The sequence below is a fragment of the Pseudomonas sp. SB113 genome (assembly GCF_040754745.1).
Taxonomy (GTDB): domain Bacteria; phylum Pseudomonadota; class Gammaproteobacteria; order Pseudomonadales; family Pseudomonadaceae; genus Aquipseudomonas; species Aquipseudomonas grimontii.
This window is the reverse complement of the sequence record NZ_JBFMHW010000021.1, coordinates 89,969-105,894: the sequence shown is the minus strand read 5'-3', so window position 1 is coordinate 105,894 and position 15,926 is coordinate 89,969. Positions and strand designations below refer to the sequence as shown.

Here is a 15,926-nt window from a genome sequence, read left to right as displayed (position 1 = left end):
TGCTTAATGCTCTTTGGGCATCTCTTCATCAAGCCATAAACGTTCGGTATTTTTAAAACCGTAACGCTGTGACGGTACCCGCGCGACAATTCGGTCGGGTTGGGCGGGATCACTCAGGTCTATTATTTTCGGTGTTACATAGATATTTAGAACGGGCAGGAAGAACACTTTGATTTTTGGCGTCAATAAAGAGTCGGGATGTTGTTCTATCACTACGCCGATACTGCCACTTTTCAATTGAACGATGGAGCCGACCGGGTAAATACCCACGGACTTTAAAAAGGCGCGGAATACTTCGTCATCAAAATGCCCGTCCCATGTGGACATTTGCTGGATGGCGACGGCGGGGTCCCAGCCTTGGTTGTAGGAGCGGTCCGAGGTGACTGCATCGTAGACGTCGCACACCGCAGCCATCCGGGCCACCAGGCTGATCTGGTCCCCCACCAACTGATGGGGGTAGCCGGTGCCGTCGACTTTTTCGTGGTGATGCAGGCACACATCCACAACCATTTCGCACATCTGCGAGGCTGACAGCAGGGTTTTTTCCCCCTCCAGTGGATGGGTGCGCACCAGCTGCAATTCGTCACTGCTCAGGCGGCCCGGCTTGTTGAGAACGGCGCCCGGTATGGCCATTTTGCCGATGTCGTGCAGCAGCCCGGCCATCCCGACGCGCCGAATCATTGCGGGGGACAGGCCTAATTGATTACCCAGGGCAATCATCAACGCACACACGGCGACCGAATGCATGTAGGTGTAGTCGTCGATGCTTTTCAGGCGTGCCAGGCTGATAAGGGCGTTGGGATGGCGGGCGATCGAGCTGGAAATGTCGTCCACCAGTGCGCTGACGTTTTCAAGCTCCAGGGCCCGGCCCATGCGGGCATGCCCAAACATTTCGACAACGGCGGTCTTGGCGCGGCTACAGATTTCCTGTGCGGCGACCAATTCGTCTTGCATGGATGTGGGGATGATGGGGATGGCTGGCGCAACTGTTTGGGCGGGAGTGGCCGGCTCAGCACCGCAGCCCAAGGCGCACGGCCCCTCTGAAGGTGCGCCGTCCCGCCAGAAGGGCTTTGCCTCACCGTCAGGCGCCTGAAGATTGAGTTCATTGCACTTCAACATGGTATGCCCTCTGTTGATGTTCTTCTTATACGTTTCTCATCAGCCTCCTTGGCTTGAGCTGTTTCGTTTTGCCTTTCAGATAGGGATCGCGGCCTTGATTCGCGCGACTACGCGACCTGCCAGGTCATCCGGGCGAAACTTCGCCAGGAAGTCATCGGCCCCGACTTTCTTGACCATGGCCTGGTTGAAACCGCCCGACAGGGAGGTGTGCAGCACGATATGCAACTTGGCCATGCGCGGATCGCTGCGGATTTCGGCGGTCAGGGTATAACCGTCCATTTCCGGCATTTCGATGTCTGAAATCATCATCAGAAACTCCTCTTGCGGGTTGCGCCCCTCGTCGAGCATGGCCCGAAGGTAATCCAGCGCCTGGCGCCCATCGTTCAAGGCGACCACCTCGACGCCTACCGTCTCCAGGCAGCGGGTCACCTGTTTACGTGCCACCATCGAGTCGTCCACGGTCAGCACACGCAGGTGCCTGGCCTGTTGGGTGACCGTGTCATCCACCACGCCAATGGATATTTCTTCGGATGAGGGCGAGATTTCCGTCAGCACCTTTTCCACATCGATGATTTCGACCAGGCGATCATCGGTACGGGTAACGGCCGTCAGGTAATTGTTGTCACCGCTGCCCTTGGGGGGCGGATGAATGTCTTCCCAGTTCAAATTGACGATGTGCTCAACCGCATAGACCAGGAAGCCTTGAACGCGGTTGTTGTACTCCGTAAGTATAATAAAGGCGCTTTCTTTATCCGTGATGCCGGGCAGCCCTGTTGCCATCGCGAGGTCTAGAATAGGGATGCAAGCGCCGCGTATATTGGCAACGCCACAGATGTTGTTATTAGACTTTGGTAGTAGAGATAACTTGGGGCAGCGAATAACTTCCCTGACTTTAAAGACGTTGATGCCATACAGCTGTTGGTCGTTGAAGCGGAATAGCAATAATTCCAGCCTGTTCTGGCCGACCAGTTGTGTACGACTGTTAACGGATGCCATTACACCTGCCATACGCACCCCTTTAGTTTGATTGAACAGCGTTGATGTCGTAATGACATTAGCATATGTGTGGGAATGTAAAATATATGTGAAGGCAAAATAATTTTGAGGTTTATCGTTAAAGCAATGGCAGCGCGGATGATTAGCTATTCAGGCGGATGTTTGAAATTAGTTAGTTGGCTAACTTGCTAGTTTGAGTGTTGAGAATGATTAAGGTTGGAAAGCCGTTTGCTGAGGAGCAGCGGCTTGGGGAAGTTAGCGTTGTGGCGAGGTGCGCGCCAGTTCAGCAAGATCGCGACATCTTGCAGGAAACTCCGAAGGCTCGTGCTGCGCCTCCCAATCCCACAAACAACCCTACCGACCCCGGCGCGGCCTGCTCACGTGCCTACCTGTATGAGCGGCCATCCTCGACTTAACGGCTCGACGCCTGGGTTGCACGCGGCTCACGGCGTCAATCTGTGAACGAACATTCAATCATGCATGAGCCACGGCCGCAGCTCCTTGATATTGCTGACCACGATCTGCTGGGCTTCCGGGTTGGTCGCCTGGTTTCTCGGGTCTACCTGATAGCGGCGCAATACGTACTTCACCAGTGCTTTGCGGCTGGCGACCACCAACTGCCCATCCGTCATGCCGAAGTCGATCTCGATGATTGCCTGTTGCGCAGCGTTCAAGCGGCCATCGGGGGTAAAGATGATGGGTACTTCGGTATTCCAGTCTTCGTCCAGCTCCCGGGTGTTCTGTGATGCGTCAAGCAGGTCCGGCTCACCTCGCAGGCGACTCAGCACAAAATCCCGGTACTGGCGGTTCTTCTCGCAATAGGCGCGCACATGCCAGCGCATGCCGGTGTACACCAGGGTGTGCGGGGCAATCAGGCGGACTTCCACGTTTGGGGTGTTGAGCGAAACGTACTCGGTTTCCAGGCGCAAACCGTCGCGACAGGCTGCGAGCAATGGGCGCAAGACTTCGGGCCGAATTGGCCGGTCCGGCACTTCGAGTACCTTGGTATGCGCATAGGCCAGGGCCAGCCCGTCGATGTGCGGCGCCCGTTCGTTGTTCTGGTAAAGCAGGTGCAGGTAGGCGCTGGCGCTGTCATCAATGAACAGCGGTTTGAACTGTTTGCTGGGGACGTAGCCTTTGCGCTGCTTGTCATATGTCAAGTTTCGGGGCGCATGTTCGTTGATGTAGGTGTTGATGTCCTTGGAGGCTTGCTGGCGACTGATGCCGAAGCTCTGGATCAAGTGGCCCGTGGTCAGCCGGCCTTCCCACCAGGCGACTGTCTCGATCAAGCGATAGCGAAGTGCCAGGTCCCAGCGCACTTGCTCGATGGATTGCTTGCGTTTCATACCCGCTCCATGTGTGTGAATACTTTACCTGTATAAGTCTACATTCTAGACCTGTCGTGAATCACTACATATCGTGTCTCTGTCAGCGGAATTCATCGAAGACAGTAAAGGACGTAAACATGAGTATGTCGGAAGTGGTTTCGACGGGGGCACTGGTGGTGATGGGCGTCATCCTGCTGGTGTTGATACAGCACTGTTTAAAGTTGAGCGAGCTTTGGAAAATGGTCGCCCATTATCAGAAGGATTTGCGTTGGGCACAGATCTGGGAGGTGGAAAACCGCGAGCTGCGCTCGGCGTTGCGGGCGGAGCGGGAGCATGTCGCGCAGTTGCAGCGAAAGCTGGAATTGCTGCAAGCGCTGATTCCGATCGCAGAATAGTTCGCGGCATTATTATCAGGAGAACACATCCATGCCGATAAAACCCAGACCCTTCACGTTTGTGTGTGAAGACTGCAATTGGAAGAAAACCATCGCACCGCGCAGCGATGCATTGATGCCCGGCGATTGGTTGGCCACCTGTCCGAAGTGTGGCAACACAGCTCTGAAAATGCGCGCGGCAGGGTGGTTTGAAACGGTGGCGGCGCAGTTCAGGGCGCCGCCCCTCTGACCGGCTAAAGTTTTCCCACGCGCTGCGGATAAGTTAGGGATAAATAGGCCGCTGATTGCGGCTTGCATGAACGGACTCCAGGGGATGGTTGATGGAAAGCGAGATTGATATCAATGGGGACAGCGATCTGCTGCAGATGCTTATCGATGCAGATCCAGTCGATGTAATCGTGCTGGTCGATTTCCTGACCGACTCTGGCAAGGGACGGCTGGCGATGGCCAGCGAGGTACGCGAAGCACTGGAGTCGGCAAAGAAGAAGAACAAGTTCTCCAGGGGTGTGTTGCTCCTGCTGATTCGCGAGCTGCAACATTTTGGCGGTAATAGCTTCGTCAACCTGTTCCGCCGCAACGGTGTGCCCTATGCTGAGATCGTCGCCGATGTGCTCAGCCATGTGGGCGGTACTGGTGGCAAGAATGAACCGGTTGCGAGCATGGAGCTCAAGGTGTTGGAGAAGCTGCTGTCCGATGCCTGGGAGAAAATGTCGGCCCAGGAACAGGCCGACTTTTCCAAGGGCTTTCAAAATGAAACGGGCCCCTTGGGCGTGTCATACGCTGCTATTCAAGCCGCCATACGCCGCGGTGGCCCTGCTGCCATACAGGCTGCTCTTCTGGCCACCGGTGCGTTCGCCCGGCTGGCAATGGGGGGCGCATTGGCCACCGGCACCAGCCTGATAGCGGGTCGAGCAGCGGGGTTGGCCTTCGGCCCGATTGGCGTAGCGCTGTCGGGTATCGCCGGCGCTCACACCCTGACGAGTCAGGCCTATCGGGTGACGGTGCCTTGCGTTGTGCAGATCGCCTACATTCGGCAAAAAAGCGCGTTGGTTACTTGCCCGTCCTGTGAGGTTCCCACCCCTAAAACCAGTAAATTCTGCAGCGAATGCGGGGCAGGCCTGGCGCAATGAACCCTCTCATTTGAATCTGGAGCCTGTCATGGAAAACACCCTCACGCTGCCGAGCTCTGGAAGCAACGACCGGCCAACCTGGTTGATCGGTAAGTCCGCCGAAAAGCCGTTGATGAGCGTTACGTTGGCGGCGCAGCAGATCATTCCTGCCGGCGTTGAAAAGGTTGATGCCGCTCGTTTGGGCATCGACCGTTTGGGCCCGTTGCTGCAAACACTCCCCAATCTGATCGTCGCGAACGATGTTGCCCAGTCCCGATACATGCAAGTGGTGATCGACGGTCCTCTCGCGGCGGCCGCAGATGGCCACGGCTTTCGAGCCTTCTCGATACAAGGCGGACATATCAAGGAACATGCGAGGTTGTTTGAGCCTGAAAAGCTTCAGCAACTGGTCAGTTCTGCAGCAATGTTCCAGATCGCGTCTGCTGTGGTGGCTCAAAAGCACCTGGCCGACATCAGCGCCAAGTTGAGCGAGATTCAGGCGGGCGTCGAGGGTATCTCGACGTTCTTGGTCGAGGGGCGCAAGTCCATTGTCAAAGGCGCTCTGAATTACCTGACGCAGGTTGCACCGCTGGTTCTGGCCGGTGAGTTGAGCCCGGCGATCAGGCAGAAGCTGGAGGACATCGAGTTGGATCTGGGCTCGATCCACAATCAGTTGGAAGGCGAACTGGTCACACTGGCCAAGGAAGCGACGGAGCATAAAGCGCCCGGCATGTTTGAAACCACGGCTGGATTGACCGCTGCATTGAAAGTGATGCAGAGCAAATCGGACGCCCGCGCAGAAGAGTGGAAACTGTGTATGGGAACCCGGTTAGCGGCGTGCCGATTGCTGGCCTCATTTCCTGGCGAAAGCGCTCTGGTTCAGCGACGTCAAACGACGCTGAGCCGTGTGACGAGTCAGTTTCTGGGAGAGAACGGGCACTTGTCCGGCTTCAAGGACGCCGTAGAGACGCGGGCGAAAAATCTTTCTTCTTATCTGGATTCTCAATCCACGATCCAGGCGAATCGCTTGTCGTTAAGAGAGTGGGAGGAGGAGACGCTACCGTTGTTTATGGCAGGTGCAATCAGCGAGATCGGACAGATGCAGCAATTGCTGGTTGAACAGCAATCGCCGGTCGTGTTGACGGTAGAGATGCGGGGCAATGAGTTTATCGGCGCCTATCAGCCCCGTACCGCTTAGCCTTCCTGATCACCGGTGTGCCACGTCGCCGACAGGGAGTGTCTGTCGGCGGTGCGGCGGCCGATTCAAATGCGCTTGTTCGAATCCCGGCGATTCACAAACTGCACTTCTACGCGCCGATTGTGTTCGTCCGCCGGATCAAGCTCTGGCAGCGGTTGCGAATCCCCATAGCCGGCAACGATGACGCGCTTGGCCTGGCCTGGTTCAAGGAGTTCGATGATCAACTTGCGCGCCTCTCTGGCCCTTGCGGCAGACAGTGTGAAGTTGTCGTCGTAGACCGTGCAGAACTTGACGAAGTCAGTCACCGGGCGTGCGACCTGTGTATTGTCGGTATGCCCCTCCACCAGTATCTGGGCGTCACCCGAACTGCCAAAGAAGGTGGCGATGCGTGGGCTGACGAGGCGAAGTTCGCGCTTGGCCTCATCCGTCAGGCATGCGCTGCCCCGGGCGAACATCTTGTCCCCCAGGGTCATCTTGTTACCGGCGAGGTCGAACGAAACCAACCCGGAGTCGCCCTGTGCATCCAGGGCGGCTTTCATCTCCTGCAATAGACCGGTGACCTTTTCCTGCTCGGTCACCCCCGCTTGGTTTTGCTCTTCCTGGCGCTTGAGTTCGGCAAATTGATTCTGCAATACCGACATTACCAACAGCAGCATCACCACGGCCATTACGCCTGCCATCAGGTCAGAGATGGATACCCACTCGCTTGGTTTCTCTTTCATGAGGGCGCTCAGGCTTTCACGGCTTTTCGGGCCGTGACTGATTTATTGATGCTGTTGGCAACACCCGTCAACTGATTCACGGATTGCAGTAGGGGTTGCAGGTCCACAGGCGCGCGCGTGACAACGCTCGCCAGAGCGTCGAGGGACTCGGGGACCTTGATCAGCATTTCCGAGACTTTGCCGTAACGTTGATCCAGCGAGACCATGCGCTGGCCGCTTTCGGATACGGCTTTAAGGCCGCTGAGAATGTCCTTGGACAGTTTCTGCACCACGCCCTGGATCGCCAGGATGTTCGTATTCAGGTTCTCACTCACCATCTCGAACTCCAACGTGGTCTTTTCCTGCGCGATAGCAGTTTTCTGCATGTTGGTGGCGACTTCTTCCATGGCCTGGCTGACGGTGCCGGACATGCTGTCGATAGCCTTGGAAATATTCCCGGTCGCCTGTCCCAGGCTGGTGGTCATGTTGACCAGGTTGGTGCCGAAGTCGTGGTTCATGGTCTTGATGTTCGAACCCAGGTCAGTCTTGACGGCCTCCATCACGTCACCCAGTTTTGTGGTGGCGCTTTCCAGTTGCGCGCCCATGCCGTGCAGGTTGTCGCTGAAGTCCTTGTTCATGGTGGCCAGCGTGCTGTTCAAATCCGCTTTGACGCCATTCATGACCTCTGCCATCTGACCCTTCAAGGCACTCACCACGACTTGCAGTTCAGCAGCGGACTGGCCCACCTTGCCGGCCGCGTCGCCCATCGTTTCTCCTGCCGTTTGCAACGCTTGCAGGTTGTCGCGGCTGTTGTCGGTAAACGTGGTCATCGCCTGTTCAGTGCGTTTGCCTGACGTGGCGATTTGGCTGAGAACATCTTGCGTGTCGCGATGCACCTGCAAACTCTCGGTGTGGCGTTGCAGCAGCGTACCGATGCCCTCGGTGACGTTGGCAATACGAGTGTCGAGCCCCGCAAAACCTGTTTGCAGATGTTGCTTGTTGCTGTCGGCCAAAGCGCTCAGGGCTAGTTCGGTGCGTTGAGCTGTGTCTGCGGCTTCGCGGACGATCGCCTGCCCTTCGCGGGCGATCTGCTGGCTGTTGCTCTCACTTTGCAGTAAGGCGTTGATGCCGTTCGCCAGACCACTGATGTGGGTACTGACGCTGTCGAAGCCGGTTTGCAATAACTGCCGTTGTTCGGCGTCAGTGCCGTGGCGCCGATTGGCCTGTTGCTGCATCAGTTCACTGAAGGTGTCGACCTGTTTGCCGAGCGCGCCGGTCATGTACTTGGCCGCACTGGATATGCAGTTTTGGAGGAAGGCGTCGTGAGCGGCGCGGGCGCTGTCGCGTTGCTGCTCAGAGGTCGACATTTGCGTCTTGACTTGTGTGATGCACCAAGCCAGGCGGCGACCCTCATAGCCCAGGAGCAAGTCCCATACCTTCAGTAAAATGAAGGCCATGATGCCCCAGGTGGAGGTTTTGAACTTGGTCCCCAGCCCTTGCATCATCGCGGTCATGTCCTGCATCGCGCCGCCCATGGCGCCCACGGAGGCATTGCCGCTTTTCTGCAAAATAGTCGATGCGTGATCGAGTGCCATGCCCAGACCCAGGAAGGTGCCCAGCAAGCCGACCACCAAGAGCATCCCGGGCATGATGCCGGCGATTTTCTCGGCAGTGGTCGAGACGGCTTCACTCAGGTCGTGGATCGAACCATGATCCGCGCGCAGCCCCGAGGCGCCCAACTTGCCCCCTTGCCACTTCTTTTCCCAGTGGTGCTCGTTCGCTCGCAGAGCCACCATCAATCCCGTCAGGAGGGTTGCACCGGTGATGAACAGGAAGAAGAACATCTGCAAGGGTTCAAACCGAGGCAGTAAAAAACTCACTAATTCGTTATTCACACGCCTACCTCAACTTCTTGAAGAGCGGCTTCGGTCCGAGCAAGGCAGTCATTTTCGAAAATGTTACCGAAGTCGATCAGCAGCGCTTGTTCGCTTTCGCTCAGGGAGGCCCATTTCAGGTTTTGTTGAGCGCATCGGGCGATCAGTGAACCGACTTCCTCGCTGCGGTCGAGCAGATACTCCTGGTCGTCGGCAATCAACTGTTGCTCATCTTTTTCCAGCAGCTGGAGAAAGCCTTCCGATGCATACACGTAGTAGCGTTTTTCTCGAATGCTGACGTCGAGGTTTTCAAGTCGCTGGGTGTCTCGACTCACAATGCGCTCAAGGTCGTTGAGGACGACTTGTTCTTCTGCGCTCAATGCTTCGGTGCGGCTGGCCATGGACATCCGTTTGGCCAGCACTTTGTCGCGGGCCAGGTCCTGGTTGAGTTTTTGCCACTGGACCTCAAGGCGGCGCAGATCTGCGCCCCATGCGAGGGTCATCTCCTCGAAGACGAACGGCACGACTGGCTTGCCGAAGTGCAGGGTGGTGAGTTCGTTCAGGGTTTGAGTTTGTTCGAGGGTGAGGGTCGGTGTCTCATCGAGCAAGCTGGTAGAGATGTCCATCAGCGCGATCATGTCGGCATCGACGTCGGTCAGGTTTTCGATGGACGTCATGCGCCTTTCGTAGAAATTCAGCAGCTTTTGGGCGGCACGCACACGCAGGTAGTGGTTGAAATCAGCAAACTGCTCGCTGTTGACCACACGCTGGATCTTGGCCTTGGTCAACATGTAAGCGTTGATGAGTTCAGCGATTTTCACTACGCCGCGCTCGGCGGCGGGCACCTGCGGGGCGCCCTCCTTGAATACTTGCGCCCGGGCTTCGGCTTCTTTGATCTCAATATCGTTCAGCACCTTCTCCCGGATATTCCTGGCGGATTGTATGACCCAGTCGATGGCCTGTTTGAGCTTGGTCATCAACGGATGGCTTTCAATGTTTTCGAGGAAACCCAGGACCTTCTCCAGACCCAGCGCCATCCACTTGACGATCGGCCATGGCGCGAGGTTCGCCAGCGTCGTCAGGGCAACACGTGCATGCGCCAGATAAGGCTTTACCGATTGCCAGATGTTTTTCACATCGCCGACAAACGTTTCCGCCTTGTCGGCCAGCCAATTGACCGTAGCAACGGCTTTCTCCTTCACCGTTTCGTAAATAGAGGACGCGGTTGATTTGACCCAGTTCCATAGACCCATGATTCGCTCCTCAGCGCACGCCCAATAACGTGCGGGCTGCTTCCAATGTTGGTGTGTTGGTTTTGCCGCCATGTGCCTGCATCTGTGCCATGGCACTGCCGACCTGTTTGATGGCGTCCTGCAAATGTGCTTGCGCCAGCGCAGGCTGATCCGGGATACGGACTGCCTTGGCCAGCGCCAGGCGCATGCAGGTACGCATCTCGCGCCCTGACAGCCCTGCCGACAGGTGCGTTGCTGAATTCAGTAGCGTCTCCCGCGCGTCAGCCAGCGGAATACCGGGCACCAACAGCTTCGCCCAGATAGCCAGCCGCTCCGGCTCGCCCGGCAGTTCGAAACCAACGTGTTGAGAGATACGGCTGACGAAGGCAGCGTCGTAGTTTTTCGCAAAGTTAGTCGCAAAGATGACCACGCCTTCGTGCCGCTCCAACTCAATCAGCAGGGTCGAGCGCATGGCGTTCACTTCGTTATCGATACCTTGGGTGACAGAGGACAAACGCTTGCCCAGCAAGGTGTCGGCTTCATCAAAAAACAACACCGCGTCTTCGGCTTGGGCACTGCGGAACACGCTTGCAATGTTCTTGGCGGTATCGCCCATGAACTTGCTTTCCAGGTCGGCGATGCTCACCAGCATGATCTTCTTGCCCAGGCTGCCGGCAAACGCCTCGGCGGTGAGGGTTTTTCCTGTGCCGGGAGGGCCATAGAAGTTGAGGATCGTACCCTTGCCGGCCGGGTCTGCGGCGGCGAAACCCCATTCGATATAAATCGTGCGGTAGTGCTCGATCTTTGCAACAGCCTCCGCCAACTGCTGTTTGAGCTCGGTGGACATCACAACATCGCGCTCCAGCGTAAAACGCGGTTCGACACACCGAAATTCCGTCTTGGCGGGCGTAGCCGCTGGCGCTGGCTCGGCATCCAGACCTTCAAGAAAGCTGGGGCGTATCTTGTTGCGCAGATAATCATTCGCTGCCATAGGTTCGAGCCTTTGATCGATCAGGAATATTGGGGGCGGATAGGTGTTCCAGGCGCGGAAGGCGTGCCGAACAACCGGGCGACATAATGCGTGGCAACCAGCTGTGCTTGAGTGCTGAAGGGTGGGGAAGGGCGTTTGGCTAAGGGCAAGAGACACGTCCGTGTGTGAGATAGGGCTGCACTCCGTTATCGGCGTGGGGTGGGTAAGCTTTAGCAAGGCCACCTGGGGAACTTCAAGAATAGACGGACCGACGTGGAAATCTTTTCAGTGAATAAATCCGCTATCTGACGTTTTTTTTTGTTTTCCTTAATAAATAAGGCGGTGCTTAATTGTCGCCTTAAAAATCTATATAAACTAATTAAAATAGATGAATATTTAATTTGTCTGGGGGTGTTTAGTATCTAATCTATAAGCTCAAATGCGGAGGGGTATTATGTTCATCTTTATGAAGTCAATGATCGTTGGGCTGTGCATAGCCGCTCCAGTTGGTCCAATAGGCTTTTTATGTATACAGCGGAGCCTTATGCGTGGCTGGCGGTCAGGCTTTGCAACGGGATTAGGAGCAGCAACCGCCGACGCAATGTATGGTTTTATAGGCGCGCTAGGGATCACCGCAATTATCACAACATTGATTACGTTAAAACCCTGGTTGTGCATTTTCGGCGGACTTTTCCTGGCATACATCGGCTACCAGACGATAAGGTCGAAGGAGCCCGCCACCGCTTTGTCAGGCGAAAAGGCCGGTATTATGAAGGCTTATTCGACGACCTTGCTGTTGACCTTATCGAACCCGATGACTATTTTGTCGTTCATCGCCCTATTCGCGTCAATGAGCGATGGCATGGTCGGCGACCAAGGCCAATATTCTATGTGGTCAATGGTGACCGGTATATTTCTAGGCTCCGCGGTGTGGTGGCTTGGGTTAAGCGGTTTTTCTTCTGCATTCAAGACGAGGATGTCCGAGTCAAAACTCAAGCTGATCAACTACTTTTCCGGCTCTACCATAACCGTTCTTGCTGCGTATCAAGTGGTGGTCGGTATCATGCTTGTCATAGAAGTATAAGTTTCATGTGAAGCTGTCCATGATTGTATATTGCAGTTATTCATTATTTAAGTAATAGCTGCGGAAGAGCTGAAAGTGTAGTCGGTTTTGTTTAGCAGGGAGTATGCGCTGGAAAATAGGCAGGTGTACCCTGTTTTTAATGCGTTATTTTTTTGTTGATGATATAGGATTCTCGTTAAAGTACTCATCTGTTTCAGGGCGCGCCTTCATGGATCGTATAGACATAAAAATCTTGAGTGTGGTGCAGGATTCGGGGCGAATCTCCATTACCGAATTGTCAAAGCACGCAGGTCTTTCCATCCCCGCCACAACGGACCGGCTGCGAAAGCTCGAAGATGCCGGAGTCATTTCTGGCTATGGTGCTCAGGTTGATCCAGCGAAGCTCGGGTTTGGAATATCGGCAGTTGTCGGCATGACGACCTTTAAGCCATCAAAAAATAAGTTGATCGCAACCCTCAACGACATACCTGAAGTCGTTGAGTGCCTGCACGTCACCGGTGATGACTCGTACCTTATCAGGATCTATGCCAAGTCAATGTCAGACCTTGAGAGCATTATCGGGAAGGTTAATAACTACGGCGAAACGCGCACCAGCATCGTCTTATCGGTTCCTATCGAAAGAAGAAAACTGGTATTTTTCGACAAATAGGGACCGGATTCAGAGGAGATACTTCCCCTGCCGGATTGAGTGAAAAAGTGAGTCTTTTGATGTGATTCGTCGACTGTTGGACTTGGGACGAGTCAAGGACACGCCGTATTGGGGGCTGGGGGGTACGTTCACGATTACTCAGCAGTGAACAGGGGGGGAGATTACCGATGGCCAGCTCAGCTTTGCGAATATGGTGTGCAGTCAGTGTGCTGTGTATGGCTTCTTTCACGATGGTGACGTCCGAGTTCGCCCCCATTGGTTTGTTGTCGCAGATATCATCCGACCTGGGTCAAGCCCCATCTACCGTCGGGCTGACGGTGACGTTGTACGCATGGATCGGGGCTGCCAGCGGCTTGCTATCCAGTTGGCTGAATCGCTGGATCTCCCGCAAGACGCTGCTGATCGCGTTGATGCTCATGCTGGCCGTATCCAACGGACTGGCGGCGTTATCCGCCGAGTTTTCGATGCTGCTTGGCGCCCGCGCCGTCGGCGCATTGGCTCACGGCGTGTTCTGGGCAATCGTGGCCGCCAGTGCCGCGCATATTGTGCCGCTGCATCGCATGGGGCTAGCCACCTCGATTGTGTTGGGCGGTATTACGATCGCCACGGTCATGGGGGTTCCGTTGATCAATCTGGTGGGCCAATACGATGGTTGGCGCACAGCCTTTATGTGCCTGGCGTTGATGTGTGTCGCCAGCGCCGGTGCGATAGCACTGGTGCTTCCCCCCCTGCAGATTGATTCGCTTGCCAAGGGGGTTGGCTTTTCAACGGTGTTGCGGCGCAAGGATCTGTTGATCACTTATGTGATCACCGGGCTGACAGCGGCGGCTCATTTTGGTGCCTACACCTTCGTTGAACCTTTTATTGGACAGGTGCCCGGTATCACTTCATATCTAATTGCCGTGCTGCTGTTCGCCTTCGGTGCCGCCGGGTTTCTGGGCAACCTGCTGAGTGCGCTCTTTATTGATCGCTACTTGAACGCTTTCATTCTGATAGCGTTGATTTCGATGGCATTGGCCTTGGCCACCTTGGGCATTTATGGTCCTCTGCTGGGTATCACGCCGGTGGTTATCTTGCTGGTGATCTGGGGTGTGGCCATTTCCGCTTTATTTACCGGCCTGCAGACCTGGGTCTTGAGGATTGCCGGTGATCACACCGTACCGGCCACGGCAATCCATACAGCTGTGCTGAATAGCGCGATCGGGCTGGGTGTGATGATCGGCGCAGGAGCGCTGAATGTGGCCGGGTTCAATGGGGCGATGCTATCGGCCAGTGTGGTGATTGTCCCGGCCATCATCCTGATGATTTCCGCCGGCGTTCGCGCTCGGACAGAGCCCGCTTTCTTGTAACGTGGGAGGTCTTGGACTTCTTTGGTTCAGTTGCAAAGGCTTAGGCGGATCGCTGCGCCTTCACGGCCTCTCCGTCTTGAGCTGACGGTCGGAGAGGCGGGGACACCCTTTGGAATATCCTGGCGGCTGGAACTCAAAAAAACTCTGCGGAGCCAAGTAGTGCTGAAGCTCCTGTATTTGCTGGATTTCAGGCACGAAAAAAGACGTCCGTGGGCGTCTTTAGATGATGAAGTGCCGGGGTAATCTGAATTGACATCCTATGGCATTGATTATTTAAGATAAATTTATTTTTTATTTTTGATTGGAATACCAACTGGAATACCCCACGAGATATCCACGCTCTGGCCTGGCGCTTGTAATCGATTTTACGCCTTTGCTTCTCATCTTTGATTTGGGGGTGATCTTCCTGCGGCTCTCGGGATACAGGTTGCGCTTGATAGGAGGCTGAAGGTGGTGAACGGCAGAACCCGGCCAATAGTAGCCGGTCAGCGATCAGGCTCTAAATAATTTTTCGCCTATGAGGTAAGATCTGCGTCCCTACAGAAAACACGTAACCATCGCGTCTTAGAGAGTTAATTTAAATGGATTTATTCAAGCTTGAAGTTGAAGAGAGAAATTTACACCCAGATGTCAAAAATATAATCGATCAGGCCTGTTACGCACAGGCCAGAGATAATATAAATGAATGGTCTGCCGGTCTCAGTCAGCGCAGAAAAGAGTGGAAAAAATTTGTTAAAGAATTTCAGTTGTCATTCAACTCCAGCTTTTGGGAATTATATCTAAATAAAGCTTTCGCTGATCTTGGGTTTAAGGTTGACTACTCAAAGGAAAGCCCGGATTTTTGTTTAATTCATTCGTCGGGTAGGATTTTAAATATTGAGGCGGTCACCTCTAATCATAGATCTAATGGAGCGATCGAATATCACAGTGCAAAAGGGCGAGTTGCTGAAAATAGATTGGATGATGAACGATTCTATGATCTAAGTGCAATAAAGCTGGTGGGCAAAATAAGGGATAAGCGCGAATTATTCTTGGCAGGAAAAAAGAAGCACCCATATTCGTCACTAGATCACGTCAAGGGCAATCCATTTGTGTTAGCGGTAGCTCCTTTTGATACTCACTTGTCATTTTCTCAAAATAATATCGCAATTAATCGTGCACTATACGGTGTCGACAGCAAAACAGGTAATGGCAGACCGGTCATTCATCGAGCACTAAACGAAAATAGTAAGCCAGTCGAGTTCGGAATATTCACAAACGATAGCTACAAGGAAATTAGCGCGATAATTTTCTCAACCGTAGGAATGTTTAGCAAAGCTCTAATAGGTACGAATGTTGATGGCTTTGTGAAGTCCACAAGATACCGAGAAATGGGTGTCGTAGAGTTTATGGTAAAAGAGGGTTTGGACAGGATAGGTAAGCATCATGTAGAAATTGAATCCGGTCACGATATATTTTCCCATAGATACTTTAACGGCCATTTAGTCTGTGGTTCAGACGTTACGCTATGCAAGCCCTCGAATCACCGAGAAACTCATCTAGATGGTCTACACCTATACTACAATCCGTTCGCAGAGACACCATTGCCTAAAGACTTATTTTTAGCAAAAGAGATAACTCAGAATGATTTCGACCCTTTAAGTATGTCAATGACATCAAAACATAGTGATAAATCATTGGTGTCTCGGCAATTTATTACTTCAATCGATGCAGACGCCGTCTGATTTAAACTGGCACAATTTTCTTCAGGGTTTTAGCCGCGAGGGAGAAGGTGATATCGATCAGCAAGACGTAGAAGGTGGATTAATAACTCAGTTCCCCTTGTAGCTTCCGGCCAAAAGCGGACAGTCTGCATAATCAATATTTCCCATTTTTTTCTTAAGCAAATCCCCCGATCTGTCGCGAATCAACCGCGGCTGGCG

Annotated in this window: 15 protein-coding genes; 7 read left to right on the top strand and 8 right to left on the bottom strand. The window is 54.1% G+C overall.

Translation table 11 applies throughout. From position 1 onward, the window contains the following. Positions 1 to 3: 3 nt before the first annotated feature. The 3 genes from AB1462_RS23975 to AB1462_RS23965 all read right to left on the bottom strand — a co-directional run bounded on the left by AB1462_RS23975 (position 4) and on the right by AB1462_RS23965 (position 3,461). The gene (locus tag AB1462_RS23975) at positions 4 to 1,119 is read right to left on the bottom strand and encodes an HD-GYP domain-containing protein (protein WP_090399676.1); all 1,116 of its coding nucleotides are present in this window, start codon (positions 1,117 to 1,119) and stop codon (positions 4 to 6) included. Positions 1,120 to 1,194: 75 nt separating this feature from the next. Then, positions 1,195 to 2,127 carry a chemotaxis protein CheV gene (locus AB1462_RS23970; RefSeq protein WP_090399679.1) on the bottom strand — a complete coding sequence of 311 codons (933 nt, stop codon included), beginning with the start codon at positions 2,125 to 2,127 and terminating at the stop codon, positions 1,195 to 1,197. 458 nt (positions 2,128 to 2,585) lie between these two features. Continuing rightward, positions 2,586 to 3,461: a WYL domain-containing protein gene (locus AB1462_RS23965; protein WP_090399681.1), complete on the bottom strand. Its 876-nt coding sequence runs from the start codon at positions 3,459 to 3,461 to the stop codon at positions 2,586 to 2,588. 119 nt (positions 3,462 to 3,580) lie between these two features. Between AB1462_RS23965 and AB1462_RS23960 the strand changes: the two genes are divergently transcribed. Further along, positions 3,581 to 3,838: a hypothetical protein gene (locus AB1462_RS23960; RefSeq protein ID WP_259194206.1), complete on the top strand. Its 258-nt coding sequence runs from the start codon at positions 3,581 to 3,583 to the stop codon at positions 3,836 to 3,838. A gap of 15 nt (positions 3,839 to 3,853) precedes the next feature. On the opposite strand, the gene AB1462_RS23955 is transcribed toward AB1462_RS23960, so the two are convergent. Beyond that, positions 3,854 to 4,135, bottom strand: coding sequence for a hypothetical protein (locus tag AB1462_RS23955; protein WP_159440106.1), 282 nt, complete (start codon positions 4,133 to 4,135; stop codon positions 3,854 to 3,856). Positions 4,136 to 4,158: 23 nt separating this feature from the next. Between AB1462_RS23955 and AB1462_RS23950 the strand changes: the two genes are divergently transcribed. Beyond that, entirely contained in the window at positions 4,159 to 4,968 is an 810-nt protein-coding gene (locus AB1462_RS23950) for a ubiquinol-cytochrome C chaperone family protein (RefSeq protein ID WP_090399686.1), read from the top strand. Positions 4,969 to 4,996: 28 nt separating this feature from the next. Next, complete coding sequence (locus AB1462_RS23945) at positions 4,997 to 6,145, top strand: hypothetical protein (protein WP_367248057.1); 1,149 nt, start codon at positions 4,997 to 4,999, stop codon at positions 6,143 to 6,145. Positions 6,146 to 6,210: 65 nt separating this feature from the next. Here the strand turns inward: AB1462_RS23945 and AB1462_RS23940 are convergent, their stop codons facing one another. Genes AB1462_RS23940 through AB1462_RS23925 form a run of 4 tightly spaced genes read right to left on the bottom strand, consistent with a single transcriptional unit; the run spans position 6,211 to position 10,943 of the window. Next, complete coding sequence (locus AB1462_RS23940) at positions 6,211 to 6,867, bottom strand: OmpA family protein (protein WP_074847689.1); 657 nt, start codon at positions 6,865 to 6,867, stop codon at positions 6,211 to 6,213. 8 nt (positions 6,868 to 6,875) lie between these two features. Next, on the bottom strand, positions 6,876 to 8,741 hold the full coding sequence (locus tag AB1462_RS23935) for a hypothetical protein (protein ID WP_367248056.1): 1,866 nt from the start codon (positions 8,739 to 8,741) through the stop codon (positions 6,876 to 6,878). Further along, the gene (locus tag AB1462_RS23930) at positions 8,738 to 10,045 is read right to left on the bottom strand and encodes a hypothetical protein (protein ID WP_367248055.1); all 1,308 of its coding nucleotides are present in this window, start codon (positions 10,043 to 10,045) and stop codon (positions 8,738 to 8,740) included. The genes AB1462_RS23935 and AB1462_RS23930 overlap by 4 nt, the downstream gene beginning before the upstream one ends. Then, positions 9,984 to 10,943 (bottom strand): ATP-binding protein, encoded by a 960-nt coding sequence (locus tag AB1462_RS23925; RefSeq protein ID WP_367248054.1) that lies wholly within the window; start codon positions 10,941 to 10,943, stop codon positions 9,984 to 9,986. Before AB1462_RS23925 ends, AB1462_RS23930 begins: the two co-directional genes overlap by 62 nt. 433 nt (positions 10,944 to 11,376) lie before the next feature. On the opposite strand from AB1462_RS23925, the gene AB1462_RS23920 reads away from it, so the two are divergent. From AB1462_RS23920 to AB1462_RS23905, 4 genes are all read left to right on the top strand, one after another. Then, a complete protein-coding gene (locus AB1462_RS23920; protein ID WP_367248053.1) occupies positions 11,377 to 12,006 on the top strand; it encodes a LysE/ArgO family amino acid transporter in 630 nt (209 codons plus the stop codon). Between the two features lie 208 nt (positions 12,007 to 12,214). Further along, complete coding sequence (locus tag AB1462_RS23915) at positions 12,215 to 12,655, top strand: Lrp/AsnC family transcriptional regulator (protein ID WP_367248052.1); 441 nt, start codon at positions 12,215 to 12,217, stop codon at positions 12,653 to 12,655. 215 nt (positions 12,656 to 12,870) lie between these two features. Beyond that, complete coding sequence (locus AB1462_RS23910; protein ID WP_367248051.1) at positions 12,871 to 14,004, top strand: MFS transporter; 1,134 nt, start codon at positions 12,871 to 12,873, stop codon at positions 14,002 to 14,004. A gap of 581 nt (positions 14,005 to 14,585) precedes the next feature. Then, the gene (locus AB1462_RS23905) at positions 14,586 to 15,728 is read left to right on the top strand and encodes a hypothetical protein (RefSeq protein ID WP_367248050.1); all 1,143 of its coding nucleotides are present in this window, start codon (positions 14,586 to 14,588) and stop codon (positions 15,726 to 15,728) included. Positions 15,729 to 15,926: the final 198 nt, after the last annotated feature.